The organism is Streptomyces sp. NBC_00091 (genome assembly GCF_026343185.1).
Taxonomy (GTDB): Bacteria; Actinomycetota; Actinomycetes; order Streptomycetales; family Streptomycetaceae; genus Streptomyces.
The window spans coordinates 2921273-2936845 of record NZ_JAPEMA010000001.1 but is presented as its reverse complement, the minus strand read 5'-3'; the positions used below and the strand labels follow the sequence as shown (position 1 = coordinate 2936845).

Annotated in this window: 16 protein-coding genes; 3 read left to right on the top strand and 13 right to left on the bottom strand. The window is 72.6% G+C overall.

Going from position 1 to position 15573, the window contains the following annotated elements; all coding sequences use genetic code 11:
* Positions 1 to 21: 21 nt before the first annotated feature.
* The 3 genes from OOK34_RS13620 to OOK34_RS13610 form a co-directional block, all read right to left on the bottom strand.
* A complete protein-coding gene (locus OOK34_RS13620; RefSeq protein ID WP_267034128.1) occupies positions 22 to 615 on the bottom strand; it encodes an HD domain-containing protein in 594 nt (197 codons plus the stop codon).
* A 200-nt stretch (positions 616 to 815) separates the two neighbouring features.
* The gene (codA, locus tag OOK34_RS13615; RefSeq protein WP_323183416.1) at positions 816 to 2117 is read right to left on the bottom strand and encodes a cytosine deaminase; all 1302 of its coding nucleotides are present in this window, start codon (positions 2115 to 2117) and stop codon (positions 816 to 818) included.
* Positions 2118 to 2199: 82 nt separating this feature from the next.
* Positions 2200 to 2367: a hypothetical protein gene (locus OOK34_RS13610; RefSeq protein ID WP_267034127.1), complete on the bottom strand. Its 168-nt coding sequence runs from the start codon at positions 2365 to 2367 to the stop codon at positions 2200 to 2202.
* Between the two features lie 99 nt (positions 2368 to 2466).
* Between OOK34_RS13610 and OOK34_RS13605 the strand changes: the two genes are divergently transcribed.
* Complete coding sequence (locus OOK34_RS13605; protein ID WP_267034126.1) at positions 2467 to 4290, top strand: prolyl oligopeptidase family serine peptidase; 1824 nt, start codon at positions 2467 to 2469, stop codon at positions 4288 to 4290.
* A 43-nt stretch (positions 4291 to 4333) separates the two neighbouring features.
* Positions 4334 to 5170 (top strand): SURF1 family protein, encoded by an 837-nt coding sequence (locus tag OOK34_RS13600; protein ID WP_267034125.1) that lies wholly within the window; start codon positions 4334 to 4336, stop codon positions 5168 to 5170.
* On the opposite strand, the gene OOK34_RS13595 is transcribed toward OOK34_RS13600, so the two are convergent.
* The 7 genes from OOK34_RS13595 to OOK34_RS13565 all read right to left on the bottom strand — a co-directional run bounded on the left by OOK34_RS13595 (position 5148) and on the right by OOK34_RS13565 (position 11398).
* Positions 5148 to 6323, bottom strand: coding sequence for a hypothetical protein (locus tag OOK34_RS13595; protein WP_267034124.1), 1176 nt, complete (start codon positions 6321 to 6323; stop codon positions 5148 to 5150). The genes OOK34_RS13600 and OOK34_RS13595 overlap by 23 nt on opposite strands.
* Positions 6320 to 7102, bottom strand: coding sequence for a SigE family RNA polymerase sigma factor (locus OOK34_RS13590; protein WP_267034123.1), 783 nt, complete (start codon positions 7100 to 7102; stop codon positions 6320 to 6322). The genes OOK34_RS13595 and OOK34_RS13590 overlap by 4 nt, the downstream gene beginning before the upstream one ends.
* Positions 7103 to 7271: 169 nt before the next feature.
* On the bottom strand, positions 7272 to 8348 hold the full coding sequence (locus OOK34_RS13585) for an aspartate-semialdehyde dehydrogenase (protein WP_267034122.1): 1077 nt from the start codon (positions 8346 to 8348) through the stop codon (positions 7272 to 7274).
* Complete coding sequence (locus tag OOK34_RS13580; protein ID WP_267034121.1) at positions 8345 to 9619, bottom strand: aspartate kinase; 1275 nt, start codon at positions 9617 to 9619, stop codon at positions 8345 to 8347. Before OOK34_RS13580 ends, OOK34_RS13585 begins: the two co-directional genes overlap by 4 nt.
* Positions 9620 to 9755: 136 nt before the next feature.
* Positions 9756 to 10403, bottom strand: a complete 648-nt coding sequence (locus tag OOK34_RS13575) for a DUF5063 domain-containing protein (protein WP_267034120.1) — start codon at positions 10401 to 10403, stop codon at positions 9756 to 9758.
* A complete protein-coding gene (gene recR, locus OOK34_RS13570; protein WP_267034119.1) occupies positions 10396 to 10995 on the bottom strand; it encodes a recombination mediator RecR in 600 nt (199 codons plus the stop codon). Before recR ends, OOK34_RS13575 begins: the two co-directional genes overlap by 8 nt.
* A 61-nt stretch (positions 10996 to 11056) precedes the next feature.
* Complete coding sequence (locus tag OOK34_RS13565) at positions 11057 to 11398, bottom strand: YbaB/EbfC family nucleoid-associated protein (RefSeq protein WP_267034118.1); 342 nt, start codon at positions 11396 to 11398, stop codon at positions 11057 to 11059.
* 285 nt (positions 11399 to 11683) lie between these two features.
* Here OOK34_RS13565 and OOK34_RS13560 point away from each other — a divergent pair, with 285 nt between their 5' ends.
* Positions 11684 to 12409 carry an SLATT domain-containing protein gene (locus OOK34_RS13560; protein WP_267034117.1) on the top strand — a complete coding sequence of 242 codons (726 nt, stop codon included), beginning with the start codon at positions 11684 to 11686 and terminating at the stop codon, positions 12407 to 12409.
* Positions 12410 to 12463: 54 nt separating this feature from the next.
* Here OOK34_RS13560 and OOK34_RS13555 read toward each other — a convergent pair whose 3' ends face one another.
* The 3 genes from OOK34_RS13555 to OOK34_RS13545 all read right to left on the bottom strand — a co-directional run bounded on the left by OOK34_RS13555 (position 12464) and on the right by OOK34_RS13545 (position 15382).
* Entirely contained in the window at positions 12464 to 13114 is a 651-nt protein-coding gene (locus tag OOK34_RS13555; RefSeq protein WP_267034116.1) for a hypothetical protein, read from the bottom strand.
* Between the two features lie 135 nt (positions 13115 to 13249).
* The gene (locus tag OOK34_RS13550; RefSeq protein WP_267034115.1) at positions 13250 to 13921 is read right to left on the bottom strand and encodes a GntR family transcriptional regulator; all 672 of its coding nucleotides are present in this window, start codon (positions 13919 to 13921) and stop codon (positions 13250 to 13252) included.
* A 108-nt stretch (positions 13922 to 14029) separates the two neighbouring features.
* A complete protein-coding gene (locus OOK34_RS13545) occupies positions 14030 to 15382 on the bottom strand; it encodes an aspartate aminotransferase family protein (RefSeq protein WP_267034114.1) in 1353 nt (450 codons plus the stop codon).
* Positions 15383 to 15573: the final 191 nt, after the last annotated feature.

The window sequence follows — 15573 nt, the reverse complement described above, 5'->3', positions numbered from 1 at the left end:
GCGCCCCCGGCCCGCTACGCCTCAGTGGTCCAGCGGGTTCGCCGCGATGCGCTTGGCCGCGCCGCCCGCGACGTAGGCCGCGGCCGCGCAGGTGGGTTTGCGGGCCGCCTGGTCCTCGACCAGGGCGAGGAAGGCCGGGCCGAAGCCGAGGCGCGGGTAGTGGTCCAGCAGGGTGGCGCGGAAGGCGGGGTCGAAGTCGGCTACGCGCAGGCCGGACACGTCCGCGCTCGTGCCCACCTGAAGGAGGTGGCTCTCGACGTCCTCGGCGGCGGTGACGTCGCCCCGCATGTGCAGCACGATCACCTCCTCCGCGCGTGCCCGGCGGGCCGGGGTCCAGCCCAGGCCGGCCGTGAAGATCCGGGCCACGTGTCCGCCGGCCTCCTCGAAGGGCAGGGTGTGGCTGTCGAAGGGCGCGGTCAGGCCCAGGTCGTGGAGCAGGGCGCTGACATAGAGGAGTTCCGCGTCGTACGAGAGCCCGTGCCGGCGGGCGTACTCGGCGCCGAAGGCGTAGGAGCGGACGGAGTGGTTGAGCAGGGCGGCATCCGCGTACTCCGAGGCGATCTCGAAGGCCGAACGGGCCGTGCCGGAGTCGAGGTTGTGAAGGGTCCACGTCATGGACGGCACCCTAGGGGGTGTCTTGTGGGTCAGGCCGGATCAGGGAGCGGTGTCTGGTGCCGTGCATCGCAAGGCCGAGGAGGGAGTCAACGCGGTGGGGGCACCTCCCAGCGGTAGCTGGGGGACGTTGGCGACCGACGAGAACGCGGCGAGGCGCGGTGCCAGGCGCCGCGAGCCCGGCCTGACCCGCAAGACACCCCCTAAAGGGAGCGGGTGAAGTCCACCTCTGACGGGCCCTCCTGCCCCGGCCACCACAGGCGGGCCGGTGCGGGCGGGGTCTCGGCGAGGACGCTGCCGCGCGAGACGACGTACCGCGGCCGGACCTGACGGCGGATCGCCTCCTCGGGGGTGGGTGCGGGAAGGAGGACGAAGGAGGCCGGGGCGCCCGCGGTGATCCCGTACTCGGAGGCGGACAGGCCCATCACGCGCGCCGCACGGTCCGTCACCATCGAGAAGGCGAGCGGGATCTCGTCGGCGCCGGTGAGCTGGGCGGCGTACAGGCCGACGAGGGCGGTCTGGAGCGGGTTGGCGGTGCCGAGCGCGTTCCACGGGTCCATCACGTCGTCGTGGCCGAAGGCCACATTGACCCCGGCGGCCAGCATCTCCTTGACCTGGGTGAGTCCGCGCCGCTTGGGGTAGGCGTCGAAGCGGCCCTGGAGGTTGAGGTTCGCGAACGGGTTGGCGACCAGGTTGATGCCGGAACGGGCCAGCAGCCGCTGGAGTTTGAAGCTGTAGGCGCCGTTGTAGGAGCCCATGGCCGTGGTGTGGGAGGCGGTGGCGCGCTCACGCAGGCCGGAGCGCAGGGCCAGCGTGGCCAGGACCTCCACGAAGCGGGACTGCTCGTCGTCGATCTCGTCGCAGTGGGCGTCGACGCGCAGCCCGTGTTCCTCGGCCACCGCGAAGGCGGTCCGCAGCGAGGCGATCCCGTCCTCGCGGGTGTCCTCGAAGTGCGGGATCGCGCCGACGACGTCCGCCCCGCGCGCCACCGCCTCGCGCAGCAGTGCCTCGCCGTCGGGGAAGGAGACGATGCCCTCCTGCGGGAAGGCGACGATCTGCAGGGTCATGACGTCCCGCACCCGGTCGCGGACCTCCAGCAGCGCGTCGAGCGCGGTGAGGGAGGGGTCGGTGACGTCGCAGTGGGTGCGGACGTGCAGCACGCCGTTGGCCGCCTGCCAGCGCAGCACCTCGGTGGCCCGCCCGATCACGTCCTCGCGGGTCAGGGTCCGCTTGCGCTCGCTCCAGCAGGCGATGCCCTCCCAGAGGGTGCCGGAGGCGTTCGGGCGGGGCTGCCCGGCGGTCAGGGCGGTGTCCAGGTGGATGTGGGGCTCGGCGAAGGGGGCGCTGAGCAGCCCGCCGTGTGCCTCGATGAGCACGCCGGTGGCCGGCGGCTCCTTCTGGTCGTCGTACGGGATCACCCGCGCGATCGTGCCGTCCTCGGCGACCTCCACGTCGGACAAGCCGTGCTCGTGCAGCAGCCGGGCGCCCCGGACGATCATCCGCATGGCACCCAGCGTACGCACGCGGCCCCACGCACGCGGCCCCACGTTTCACGTGAAACATGGGGCCGCGGACCGGTGCCGCGGCTCAGCCGCGCTTGGCCTGGGCCTTCTGCTGCATGCCTCGCGTCTTCGCGGAGAGCGACTGCACATCTCTGACCGCGGCCTTGGCACGCGCCTCGGCCGCCGTGTTCTTCGCCATCGCGCGTTCGGAATCCTGGTGGCTGTGCTGGCCGGTACGAGCCTTCTTGGCCATGATCAACACCCTCTCGCAAGCGTTCGGCGTACGCCCACCACCATGCGCCCATTCGGCGCAGTCGGCATCCCGGCCGGCGGTGCGGCAAGAATGGGGCGCATGACCAGCGACAGCGACCTGACCCCCGGCGGGACCCCCGCTTCCGAGATGCCCGACTGGGAGAAGCGCTTCCGGGCGCCGCGCGTGGGACTGCCCGACTGGGCCGAGGACGCCCCGCACCGCTCGCTCTTCGTCTCGAACGCCACCGGGACCTTCGAGCTCTACGCCTGGGACCGCGCCACCGGCACGCAGCGGCAGGCCACCGACCGCCCCAACGGCACCACCGACGGCACCCTCTCCCCCGACGGGGAGTGGATCTGGTGGTTCTCCGACACCGACGGCGACGAGTTCGGCACCTGGGTCCGCCAGCCCTTCGCGGGCGGACCCGACGAGCCCGCCACGCCCGGACTGGAGCCCTCCTACCCCGCCGGCCTCGCCATCGGCCGCGACGGCACGGCGGTCGTGGGCCGGTCCACCGACGAGGAAGGCTCCACGATCCACGTCGTACGGCCGGGTGGCAGCGCCCCGGCCGTCGTCTACCGGCACCGCGAGTCGGCCGGTGTCGGCGACCTCTCCCACGACGGGACCCTCCTCGCGATCGAGCACACCGAGCACGGCGACGCCATGCACTCGGCGCTGCGCGTGGTCACCCTCGACGGGGCCACCGTCGCGGAGCTCGACGACTCCCGAGGGGGCACCGAGGAGCTGGGTCTGGAGGTGCTCGGCTTCGCGCCGGTCTCCGGGGACACCCGGCTGCTCATCGGGCACCAGCGGCGCGGCCGCTGGGAGCCGATGGTGTGGGACGTGGCCACGGGCTCCGAGGAGGGCCTGGCCGTCGACCTGCCGGGCGACGTCAGCGCCGAGTGGTACCCGGACGGGACCGCCCTGCTCATCGCGCACAGCTACGAGGCGCGCAGCGAGCTGTGGCGCTACGACCTGGCCGCGCGGGAACTCGTACGGGTGGACACGCCGCCGGGGACGGTCTCGGGCGCGACGGCCCGGCCGGACGGGACGGTGGAGTACCAGTGGTCCTCGGCCGCCGAGCCGGCCGCCGTACGGTCCACCGCGGGCGGGGTCGTACTGGACCCTCCGGGCATGCGGCCGCCCGGCTCGGTGCCGGTGGAGGACGTGTGGGTGGAGGGGCCCGGCGGGCGGATCCACGCGCTCGCGCAGCGGCCCGTGGGCCACGGTGACGGGCCCTTCCCGACCGTCTTCGAGATCCACGGCGGGCCCACCTGGCACGACTCCGACGCCTTCGCGGCGACCCCGGCGGCCTGGCTGGACCACGGTTTCGCGGTGGTGCGGGTCAACTACCGCGGCTCGACGGGCTACGGCCGCGAGTGGACCGACGCCCTCAAGCACCGGGTCGGCCTGATCGAGCTGGAGGACATCACGGCGGTCCGGGAGTGGGCCGTGGCCTCCGGCCTCGCCGACCCGGCGCGGCTGGTGCTGTCGGGCGGCTCCTGGGGCGGGTACCTGACGCTGCTGGGCATCGGCATGCGGCCCGACGACTGGGCGGTCGGACTGGCCGCCGTACCGGTGGCGGACTACGTGACGGCGTACCACGACGAGATGGAGGCGCTGAAGTCCCTGGACCGCACCCTCTTCGGCGGTACGCCGGAGGAGGTCCCGGAGCGTTTCGAGGTCTCCTCGCCGCTGACGTACGTGGACGCGGTCAAGGCGCCGGTGCACATCGCGGCGGGCGTCAACGACCCGCGCTGCCCGATCCGGCAGATCGACAACTACGTCGACCGGCTCGTGGCGCGCGGCGCGGTCCACGAGGTGTACCGCTACGACGCCGGGCACGGCTCGCTGGTGGTGGAGGAGCGGATCAAGCAGGTCCGGATGGACCTCGAATTCGCGCTGAAGCACCTGCCGCGCTGACCCGCCACCGGGCTCCCGGTGCACCCCCCGTACCGTTGGTGGGGTGCACCGGTTTCTCCTGACCCCGCGCTGGTGGGGGATCAACGTCTTCGTCGCGCTCGCCATCCCCTTCTGCCTGTTCATGGGGACCTGGCAGCTCGGCCGGTTCGAGGACCGCGTCGGCAGCCACAAGGAGGCGAGCGCCGAGCGCCCCGCCGACCGGGCCGCCGAGCCGCTGGACTCGCTGCTCCCGGTGGACACCAAGACCTCCGGACGCCTGGCTTCCACGGCCGGGGAGTACGGGCAGCAGCTGCTGGTTCCCGAACGGGACCTCGACGGCAAGCCCGGCTTCTACGTCCTGACCCTGCTGCGCACCGACTCCGGGAAGACCCTTCCGGTGGTCCGGGGCTGGCTGCCGGGGGCGGCGGACCCGGCGAAGGCACCGGCCCCGCCGGCCGGGCGGGTCGAGGTGACGGGGGCCCTGCAGTCCTCGGAGAACTCCGGCACCAAGGGCGTGCACGCGCAGGGCGGGCTGCCGCCGGGCCAGCTCGGGGTGATCGGGGCGGCCACGCTGGTCAATCTGGTGCACGACCCGCTCTACGACGCCTGGCTGACGGTGCAGACCCCGGTGGACGGGATGACTCCGGTGCCGGCGAAGGCGCCGAACAACACCGGGCTCGACCTGAAGGCCTTCCAGAACCTCGGCTACACCGGCGAGTGGTTCGTCTTCGTCGTCTTCGTCCTCTTCATGTGGTTCCGGCTCTACCGGCGCGAGGTGGAGACCCTGCGCGACGCCGAGGCGGGGCTGCTGCCCGCCCCGGCCGCGGCGGCCGGAACCCCGGCTACCGACCCGGCCCCGGCTGCCGACCCCGCCCCGGCTACGGCGCGCCCGGCGGAATGAGGCCCGTGCGGTAGACCGTGCCGCCGCAGGCCGCCGGGATGGTGGTCTGGGTGACCGGGGCGCCCGTACCGGGGGCGTGGGAGACCTCGACCCCGGCCGGCTCCGGGCTCCTGGAGCCGGCCTGCGGTTCCTCGGCGGCCGGCGCCCCCTCGGTGCCCGCCACCGCCGTACCGTCGGCCGTACCGCCCTGCGGACCGGCCGCGGGCTGCGCCGCGCCGCCCTCCTGGGGCTTGGCCGTCGGCTCGGGCGTCGCCGCCGGGCAGGACTGCTCGGAGGGCACCCAGGCGAAGCGCACCTCGTAGGCGCTGTAGGGCTGGAGCAGCACGACCGGTGCCTCGGCGGACGGGTCGGGCAGCAGCGCGCTCGCAGGGTCCCCCGCCGTGTGCCCGGTCACCGTAACGGCCGGCGCGGCGGGCGGGACGGGCTGCGGGCCCGGGGGCACCTGGGCGGCCGTCACGGTGTCCGGGCCGGTGACCGTGCAGCCCTGGGCGGAGACGTTGGTGACCTTGAAGCTGCCGTACACCTTGCCGTCGGACTCGGGGGCGCGGGCGCTGCCCGACACGCCCAGCTGGTCCGCCGTACATCCGGGTGCTCCCGGCGCCGCACCCAGCGGGGGCAGCGGGCCGCGGCCGGCCGCACCGGTGGGGGCGCCGGCTCCGGCGCGGGAGGGGCCCGCCTGCGCGTCGCCGGACGGGGAGCCGCTCGCCTGCGGGGAGGGCAGCCCGGCGGCGGCGCCCGCGTCCTGGCCCTGGCTCTGTCCCTGGCCGTGGCCCGGGTCGGCGGACCGGCCCGGCCTCGGCTCGGGCCCGCCGCCGGAGCCGTTCTGGCGCGGGTCGGTGGGGTCGCCCGGTTTGCCGCCCTGGGCCTGCCCGTGACCCGCCATGGCCGAGTGTCCGGCCGTCGCGCCCTCCTCGGAGCCCAGGTGCAGCGCCGCCGGGATCGCGGCGCCGGCCAGCAGCGCCGCCGCGGCCGTCACGAGGAGGGCCTGGCGTTTACGGGCCCGGCGCGCGGGCACCGCGCAGCGCAGCCGCTCCAGGGCCCCCTCGGAGGGCTCCAGGCCCTGCACGGCCCCGGTCAGCAGGCTGCGCAGCGCCTGCTCGTCGTCCGTGGCCGGCCCGGCGGGGCCGGGCGGGTTCTTGTGGTCGTCCCTCATGACTGCGCAGCCTCCATCGCCACCCTCAGCGCGGCAATGCCCCGCGATCCGTACGCCTTGACCGAGCCGAGCGATATCCCGAGCGTCTCCGCGACCTGGACCTCCGTCATGTCCGCGAAGTAGCGCAGTACCAGCACCTCGCGCTGACGGCGCTGGAGTCCGCGCATCGCCTTGATCAGGTCGTCGCGCTCCAGCCGGTCGTACGCCCCCTCCTCCGCGCTGGCCATGTCCGGCATCGGCTTGGACAGCAGCTTCAGACCGAGGATGCGGCGGCGCAGCGCGGAGCGCGAGAGGTTCACGACGGTCTGGCGGAGATAGGCCAGGGTTTTGTCGCGGTCGCGCACCCGGTTGCGGGCCGAGTGGACGCGGATGAAGGCCTCCTGGACCACGTCCTCGCAGGAGGCGGTGTCATCGAGGAGCAGCGCGGCCAGGCCCAGGAGGGAGCGGTAGTGGGCCCGGTAGGTCTCGGTGAGGTGGTCGACGGTGGTACCGGCCACGACCGGCCGCTCGGCGGCCTCCCCTGTCGCGGGAGCTGCGGCCTCAGGTGTGGCGGCCTCAGGCGCGGCGGCCTCGGGCACCGGCGGGCTCGTGGCGGTGTCCGCGCCCTCGCGGGGCGAGGGCACGCGGCCGCCCCGGGTCGGCGCTATGTGCGGCACGCTGGCCGGCGGGACGGGAACGATCACAGGGAAGCCGCCGCCGGGCGTGCCTGAGCGCCGGCGCGGGGGAAGGATCCCGGTGCGCGCCGGTATGACGGCGAAGTCCAACAGTGCCTCTGCCACGCCGGTTGGACACGCGTCCCCCCGTCAGGGTTGTACGCGCGAGGCAAAGTATTCAGCAATTTCCCTATTGCCTTCATGCGTACCCGCTCTTCCCGAATGCCCTATTCATCCAGGCGGCAGTCGGGCCATCACCTTGATCAAGGGATCGATACCGATCCTACAAAGCGAATTACGCGAATTCACCTGCGATCAGTTCCGAGATCTGGGTGGCATTCAGAGCGGCACCTTTGCGCAGATTGTCCGCGCATACGAAGAACTCCAGGGCCCTCGGGTCGTCGAGCGAACCCCGCAGCCGGCCCACCCACGCCGGATCGGTGCCGGCCGCGTCCGCGGGCGTGGGGAACTCCCCCGCCGCCGGGTCGTCGACGAGGACCACCCCGGGCGCCGCCTCCAGGATCTCCCGGGCGTGCGCCGCGGCCACCTCCCGCTCGAAGCGGGCCCGGACCGTCAGGGAATGCCCGGTGACCACGGGAACCTGTACGCAGGTCACGGCGATCGGCAGCGATTCCAGCCCCAGGATCCGCCGGGTCTCCGCCCGCACGGCCAGCTCGTGCGAGGACCAGCCGTCAGCGCGCAGCTCACCGGACCAGGGCACCACGTTCAGCGCGAGCGGCGCCGCGAAGGGGCCGGTGTCCTCGCCCACGGCGCGGCGCACGTCCCCGGGCTGCTCCCCCACGGAGCTCCCGGCGACCACGGTCAGCTGCCGGCGCAGGGCCTCCGCACCGGCCCGGCCCGCCCGGCTCGCGGCCTGGTACGAGGAGACGGCCAGCTCGGCCAGTCCGTACTCGGCGTGCAGCGCGCCCACGGCGGCGATCATCGCGGCGGTCACGCAGTCCGGGCCCGCGACGATCCCGCGCGGGCGGTTGCGTACGGCGTGGCCGTTCACCTCGGGCACCACCAGGGGCACCTCGGGGTCTTCCCGGAAGGCGGCGGACTGGTCCACCACGACGGCTCCGCGCGCGGTGGCGACGGGCGCCCAGCGCGCCGATACCTCGGCCGGGGTCAGGAAGAGCACGACGTCGCCCGCGCCGAGGCCCTCGAAGGCGTCCTCGGAGAGGGCGAGCACCTCGGTCTCCTCGCCGCGGACGGCCAGCACGCGGCCGGCCGAGCGCGGGGAGGCGATCAGGCGTATGTCGCCCCAGACGTCAGCCCGCTGGGACAGGATCTGGAGCAGGATCGAGCCGACCGCTCCGGTCGCCCCGACCACGGCGAGCGCCGGGGCCGGGGCCGACCGGTGCGGACTCATCGTCCGGTGCCTCCGTAGACGACGGCCTCGTCGCTGTCCGAGTCCAGGCCGAAGGCCGTGTGCACGGCGCGTACGGCCTCGTTGACGTCGTCCTGGCGGGTCACGACCGAGATGCGGATCTCGGAGGTGGAGATCAGCTCGATGTTGACGCCCGCGTCGGACAGCGCCTGGAAGAAGGAGGCGGTGACGCCCGGGTTCGTCTTCATGCCCGCGCCGACCAGGGAGATCTTGCCGATCTGGTCGTCGTAGCGCAGCGAGTCGAAGCCGATCTGGGCCTTCGCCTTCTCCAGGGCGTCGATGGCCTTGTGGCCCTCGGTCTTGGGGAGGGTGAAGGAGATGTCCGTCAGGCCCGTGGACGCGGCCGACACGTTCTGGACGATCATGTCGATGTTGATCTCGGCGTCCGCGATGGCGCGGAAGATCGCCGCGGCCTCGCCCGGCTTGTCCGGGACACCGACGACCGTGATCTTGGCTTCGGAGACGTCGTGAGCGACTCCGGAGATGATGGCGTGCTCCACCTGCGCGTCCCCTTGCGGATTCTCGTTGCTGACCCAGGTGCCCGGCAGTCCGGAGAAGGACGAGCGCACGTGGATCGGGATGTTGTAGCGGCGGGCGTACTCGACGCAGCGGTGCAGCAGCACCTTGGAGCCGGAGGCCGCGAGCTCCAGCATGTCCTCGGAGGAGATCCAGTCGATCTTCTTGGCCTTCTTCACGACGCGGGGGTCCGCGGTGAAGACGCCGTCGACGTCGGTGTAGATCTCGCAGACCTCGGCGTCCAGCGCCGCGGCGAGCGCGACGGCGGTGGTGTCCGAGCCGCCCCGGCCGAGGGTGGTGATGTCCTTGGAGTCCGCGGACACACCCTGGAAGCCGGCGACGATGGCGATGTTGCCCTCGTCCAGCGCGGTGCGGATCCGGCCCGGCGTCACATCGATGATGCGCGCTTTGTTGTGGACCGAGTCGGTGATCACGCCTGCCTGGCTGCCGGTGAACGACTGGGCCTCGTGGCCCAGGTTTTTGATCGCCATGGCCAGCAGGGCCATGGAGATCCGCTCTCCGGCGGTCAGCAGCATGTCGAATTCACGCCCGGCAGGCATCGGGGATACCTGCTCGGCGAGATCGATCAGCTCGTCCGTCGTGTCGCCCATCGCGGAAACCACGACGACCACCTGGTGGCCGTTCTTCTTGGCATCCACGATCCGCTTGGCGACGCGCTTGATGCCCTCGGCATCGGCTACGGAGGAGCCTCCGTACTTCTGCACGACAAGGCCCACGTGCGCTCCTCGCTCGGTCCGTCTCATTGCTGGTGCAGTCTAACGAGCGGCCGCGATCCGACCGCCCCGTACCACATCATGAGATGAAAAGATCAGCGGAGCGGTTCGCTCCGCGAACAATGTACGCGCATCGGGGCTACTTGCGGCCCAGCCGCCCGAGCTCCTCGGCCATGACCGCGCCCGCCTGCTCCGCGAGCTCGTCCTCCGCCATGTCCTCGTCCGTGTCCAGACCGTCGAGGGCCGCCAGCGGCTGGTCGAGGCGGACGTGCGCGATCAGCGACTGGAGCGCGCGCAGCGTGGCCGAGGCGGTCGGGCCCCAGTTGGTGAAGTACGAGAACTGCCACCACCACAGCGCTTCGGTGATCCGGCCCGCCTGGTGGTGGATGAGCCCGTGCCGCAGGTCGGCGACCACGTCGGCCAGGTCGTCGGAGATCCGGTGCGCGACCGGGGCCTTGCGGGGCTCGTAGGGGTCGAAGACCTCGGAGTAGACGTCGACCGGCTCCAGCATCAGGGCGAACCGCTCGCGCAGGTCGTCCACGTCCGGCTCCGGGCCCAGGTCGGGCTCGTAGCGCTCCTCGGGCAGGACGTCCTGGTACGCGCCCAGCCGGCCGCCCGCCAGCAGCAGCTGGGAGACCTCCAGGAGGAGGAAGGGCACCGCGCTGTCCGGGTCCTCACCCTTGGCGACCTCGGTGACCGCGACGATGAACGACTCGATCTGGTCCGCGATCGAGGCGGCGAAGTCGTCCGGATCCTGGCCGAGGGCGTGCAGCGTTGCGTCAGACATCGAGAAGTCGCCTTCCTTCAAAGGCCCGCCCGAGCGTGACCTCGTCCGCGTACTCCAGATCTCCCCCGACGGGGAGCCCGCTGGCCAGGCGGGTGACCTTCAGGCCCATGGGCTTGATCATGCGGGCGAGGTAGGTGGCGGTCGCCTCGCCCTCCAGGTTCGGGTCGGTCGCGAGGATCAGCTCGGTGACCGTACCGTCCGCCAGGCGCGCCAGCAGCTCGCGGATGCGCAGGTCGTCGGGGCCGACGCCCTCGATCGGGCTGATCGCTCCGCCGAGGACGTGGTACCTGCCCCGGAACTCGCGGGTCCGCTCGATCGCGACGACGTCCTTCGACTCCTCGACCACGCAGATGACCGTGGTGTCACGGCGCGGGTCACGGCAGATCCCGCACCGCTCCTCCTGCGCCACGTTCCCGCAGACCGCGCAGAAACGGACCTTCTCCTTGACCTCGAGCAGCGCGTGCGCGAGGCGGCGGACGTCGGTGGGCTCCGCCTGCAGGATGTGGAAGGCGATCCGCTGCGCGCTCTTGGGCCCGACGCCGGGCAGCCTGCCCAGTTCGTCGATCAGGTCCTGGACCACGCCTTCGTACAACGGACTGCCTTCTTTCGTGGGTGCTGCGGGAGGGGGTGGGGGCGAATGGGTGCGGGAGGGGCTAGAACGGCAGGCCGGGGATGCCGCCGCCGCCCAGGCCCTGGGCCAGCGGCCCCAGCTTCTGCTGCTGGAGCGCCTGCGCGTTCTCGTTGGCCGCCTGGACCGCCGCGACCACCAGGTCGGCGAGGGTCTCGGTGTCCTCCGGGTCCACGGCCTTCGGGTCGATGACCAGGGCGCGCAGGTCACCGGAACCGGTGACGGTCGCCTTCACCAGACCGCCGCCCGCCTGGCCCTCGACCTCGGCCAGGGCCAGCTCCTCCTGGGCCGCCGCGAGGTCCTGCTGCATCTTCTGGGCCTGCTGGAGCAGCTGCTGCATGTTGGGCTGGCCACCACCGGGAATCACAGGTACTCACTCCATACTGCGCAATGACTGCGCAATGACTGCGGGACGCCTTCGGGGAAGGCTCGGTCAATCCGAGCCTACGTGCTCCCCGGGCGCCGCGCCCTACGCCGGGAGGACCAACTCTTTCGGGTGAGAGACGGGGCGTGCGCGTACCTGATGGAGCCCTCCTTGCGAGCGGAAAACCCGGGATTCGTTGTCCATCGCGCGTCATTCGAAGGTAGGAAGAGCATGCGCACCATTGCGCACACGCGCACCACACGTCAGCGCAGGCAGAGGGAGTGCCGGGTGAGTCAGCCGGAGATGCAGCCCGAGGGGCCACCCCGGGATCCCGCAGAGGACGGCGACCTGACCGGCCGGCCGTTCCCTCTCGGGGACTGGGGCGAGCCCGCCGAGCGGCTCGACGAGCTCTACCGGCGGGTGGAGGCCGATGCGCTGCGCACGGCCGAGTGGTATCTGTCCGACCGGGCCTGGAAGCGCCGGGGCGCGCGGGCGCTGCGGGCCGGCGCGGCCGTGGGCGCGGTCACGGGCGCCGCGATGCCGCTGCTGGAGCTGACGGGCTCGGCGCCGGGCGCGGCCTCGTACGGCTATCTGTCCCTGCTGCTGGCCGCGGCCTGCCTGGCCTGCGACCGGTTCTTCGGGCTGACGTCCGGGTGGATGCGGGACGTGGCCACGGCGCAGGCGGTGCAGCGGCGGCTGCAGACGCTCCAGTTCGACTGGGCCTCGGAGAACGTGCGCGAGGTGCTGGGCCCCACCGAGGGCACGGCCAGCGAGGCGGCCGAGCGGTGCCTGACCGTGCTGCGCCGGTTCTCGGAGGACGTCACGGAACTCGTGCGCTCGGAGACGGCCGACTGGATGGTGGAGTTCCGGGCGGGTCCGGCGCCGCTGCTGATGCAGTCCCTGGCCGGGGGGCCCGCCCGCCCGGACCCGGGCATCCCCCCGGCCCGCTTCCCGCTGCCGCCGGGCACCCGCCCGAACATGCCCCGCCAGCGGCCTCCGGAGCAGCCCCGCTGACGTTCGTCCCGCCGGGAGGTGCCCCGGCGCGGGCAGCGCGCCGGGAAGGGCCGGTCAGCTGAAGATGATCATGGAGCCCTGGCCGAGGCTGCGCGTCGCCGCAGCGTGCAGGCCCAGCCACACGTGCCGCTCCCGCGCGAAGGGACTCGCGTCGTACGGGATCGGCCCCGCGGGCTCCTCCAGCGAGGTCGGCCCCCCGGGCGGCGCCGGCGCGGCGGGCGGGTTCCCGGGGTCTATCCCGATCGCGGGGGCGACGAAGGCCAGCTCCCGCAGCAGCCCCTGCGCCGACCCCAGCGGACCACCCCCGGCCATCAGCTCCTCGTTGGCCAGCGGCGCCGAGAAGTCCACCGGGACGTACGCCCCCGCGTGGTCGTAGTGCCACACCAGGTGCGACTGCTGCGCCGTGGGCTCGAACATCTCCAGCAGCTGCTCGTAGTCCCCGCCCAGCTCGTCCACCGGCGTCACCGGCAGCCCGCAGATCTGCAGCAGGTACGCCCGCCGCAGGAAGTGCAGGGCGTCGTAGTCGAAGCCGGCCACCGGAGCCACGTCCCCGCTCAGGCCCGGCATGTACGCGAACACGGGCACCGACGGCAGACCCGCCTCGCCCAGCGCCTTGTCGTACGAGGCGATCTCTTCCGCGAAGGGGTTGTCGGGGCTGTGGCACAGCACGTCGACAAGGGGGACCAGCCACAGGTCACAGGCCACGCGGGCTCCGATCAGTCGTTGCCGCCGATCGGGCCAGAGTAGTGCGCCGGACACGCTCCGCGAAGGGGTGCGCAGAACCCGGCGGGACGGGCTGCGGGACGGGCTGCCGGGCGGGCTGCCGGGCGGGCGGCGGCGTCAGAGGCCCGCGGCCCAGTCCAGCCCGTGCTGGTTGTACGCGCGCACGATGCGCCGTACCTCGTCGGCGTCGGCACGCGTCACCGCGTCCACCAGCTCGTTGTGCCCGTCCCACAGCGCGGTCCGCAGCTCCGGCGCCCCCTGGAGGTGGGGTACCGAGAAGACCCAGCACTGCACGCGGATGCGGTGCAGGAACTCCGAGATGTACCGGTTCCCGACCAGCTCGCTGAGCTCGCGCCAGAAGCGCAGGTCGTAGCCGATCAGCACTTCGAGCGAACCGCTGCGCGTGGCCCGGCGCGCCTCCTCGGCGCGGCGCCGCACCGACACCAGCAGCTCGCCCGTACCGGGCGCGGTGCCGCGTTCGACGAGCCGGCGGAAGATCCCGTCGACTATCAGGGTCCGGGCCTCGATCATGCCCCGGAAGTCGTCGACGGTGAAGACCCGCACCCGGAAGCCCCGGTGCTGCACCGACTCCAGCAGCCCCTGCGCCGAGAGGTCGACCAGCGCCTCGCGCACCGGGGTCGCGGAGACCTCGTACTGCTCGGCGATCTGCTTGACCGTGAACTCGGTCCCGGGCGGCAGACGCCCCGCGAGCACCTCGTCACGCAGCGCGTCCGCGATCTGCTGCCGAAGGGTGTTGCGGGTGACACCTCCGCTCCGGCTGCCTGGCATAGGGGTCCGTCTCCTCCATAGATCTTCGGACACCTTAGGCCAGACAGCGCGGCTGAAACCGAGCGGTCTACGGCCGGTATGCGGATATACCGCCCGCTATCCGGACCGTCACGCCCCGACCGTGTGCCGGTCGGCGACCGTCAGCGCCTCGTCGAGGAGGGCCAGACCCTCCTTGGCCTCGGCTTCCGTGACCGTGCACGGGGGGACGACGTGTGTCCGGTTCATGTTGACGAACGGCCACAGACCCGACGCCTTGCAGGCGGATGTGAATTCGGCCATGGGCGCGTTCGCGGCGCCCGAGGCGTTGTACGGGACGAGCGGCTCGCGCGTCTCCTTGTCCCGTACGAGCTCCAGCGCCCAGAAGGTGCCGAGCCCGCGGACCTCGCCCACCGACGGGTGCCGCTCGGCGATGTCGGCGAGGCCCGGGGCGATCACCTCGGCCCCGATGCGGGCGGCGTTCTCGACGATGCCCTCCTCCTCCATCGCGTTGATCGTCGCGACGGCGGCGGCGCAGGCCAGCGGGTGGCCGGAGTACGTCAGTCCGCCCGGGTAGGGGCGGGTGGCGAAGGTCTCGGCGATGGCGGCGGAGATGGCGACACCGCCGAGCGGGACGTAGCCGCTGTTCACGCCCTTGGCGAAGGTGATCAGGTCGGGGGTGACGCCCCAGTGCTCGGCAGCGAACCACTTGCCGGTGCGCCCGAAGCCCGACATGACCTCGTCGAGGATGAAGACGATGCCGTAGCGGTCGCAGAGCTCGCGGACGCCCGCCAGGTAGCCGGGCGGCGGGGTCATGATCCCGGCGGTGCCGGGCACCGACTCCAGGATGATCGCGGCCACGCTCTGCGGGCCCTCGAAGGCGAGGGTGTCGGCGAGGTGCGCGAGGGCGCGGTCGCACTCCTCGGCCTCGGTGGTGGCGTGGAAGGGCGAGCGGTAGAGGAAGGGCCCCCAGAAGTGCACGACGCCGGCGGAGGCGGTGTCCGAGGGCCAGCGGCGCGGGTCGCCGGTCAGGTTGATCGCGGCGGCGGTGGCCCCGTGGTAGGAGCGGTAGGTGGAGAGCACCTTCTGGCGGCCGGTGTGCAGCCGGGCCATCCGTACGGCGTTCTCCACGGCCTCGGCGCCGCCGTTGGTGAAGAAGATCTTGTCGAGGTCCCCGGGGGTGCGCTCGGCGATGAGGCGTGCGGCCTCGGAGCGGACGTCCACGGCGAAACCGGGCGCGAGGGTGCAGAGCCTGGCGGCCTGCTCCTGCACGGCCGCGACCACCTTGGGGTGCTGGTGGCCGATGTTGGTGTTGACCAGCTGGGAGGAGAAGTCGAGGAAGCGGTTCCCGTCGTAGTCCCAGAAGTACGAGCCCTCGGCGCCGGCGACGGCCAGCGGGTCGATCAGGGCCTGGGCGGACCACGAGTGGAAGACGTGAGCGCGGTCGGCGGCCTTGACGGACGCGCCGGTGACATGAGGGGTCATGCGGTCACGCTAGAAGTGCGCAGGTGGGAAGGGACATCGGCGGACTGTATGGGGGTGGGGGGCCGCCCTCGGCAGTCTGTCTGCGTCTGCCGGGGCGGCGGCGCCGAATCCCTGGGGCATTGACAGCATGCTGGCAAGATGACAGTCTCTTGTCATAGCGCTGCTGTAGCTTTCGTCCAGCCTGTTGGAGG

What these genes read in the sequence shown, in the direction of transcription:
- OOK34_RS13620 (WP_267034128.1), bottom strand. Translation starts at nt 615, where the DNA reads ATGACGTGGACCCTTCACAACCTCGACTCCGGCACGGCCCGTTCGGCC.
- codA (WP_323183416.1), bottom strand. Translation starts at nt 2,117, where the DNA reads ATGCGGATGATCGTCCGGGGCGCCCGGCTGCTGCACGAGCACGGCTTG.
- OOK34_RS13610 (WP_267034127.1), bottom strand. Translation starts at nt 2,367, where the DNA reads ATGGCCAAGAAGGCTCGTACCGGCCAGCACAGCCACCAGGATTCCGAA.
- OOK34_RS13605 (WP_267034126.1), top strand. Translation starts at nt 2,467, where the DNA reads ATGACCAGCGACAGCGACCTGACCCCCGGCGGGACCCCCGCTTCCGAG.
- OOK34_RS13595 (WP_267034124.1), bottom strand. Translation starts at nt 6,323, where the DNA reads ATGAGGGACGACCACAAGAACCCGCCCGGCCCCGCCGGGCCGGCCACG.
- OOK34_RS13585 (WP_267034122.1), bottom strand. Translation starts at nt 8,348, where the DNA reads ATGAGTCCGCACCGGTCGGCCCCGGCCCCGGCGCTCGCCGTGGTCGGG.
- OOK34_RS13575 (WP_267034120.1), bottom strand. Translation starts at nt 10,403, where the DNA reads ATGTCTGACGCAACGCTGCACGCCCTCGGCCAGGATCCGGACGACTTC.
- OOK34_RS13550 (WP_267034115.1), bottom strand. Translation starts at nt 13,921, where the DNA reads ATGCCAGGCAGCCGGAGCGGAGGTGTCACCCGCAACACCCTTCGGCAG.
- OOK34_RS13545 (WP_267034114.1), bottom strand. Translation starts at nt 15,382, where the DNA reads ATGACCCCTCATGTCACCGGCGCGTCCGTCAAGGCCGCCGACCGCGCT.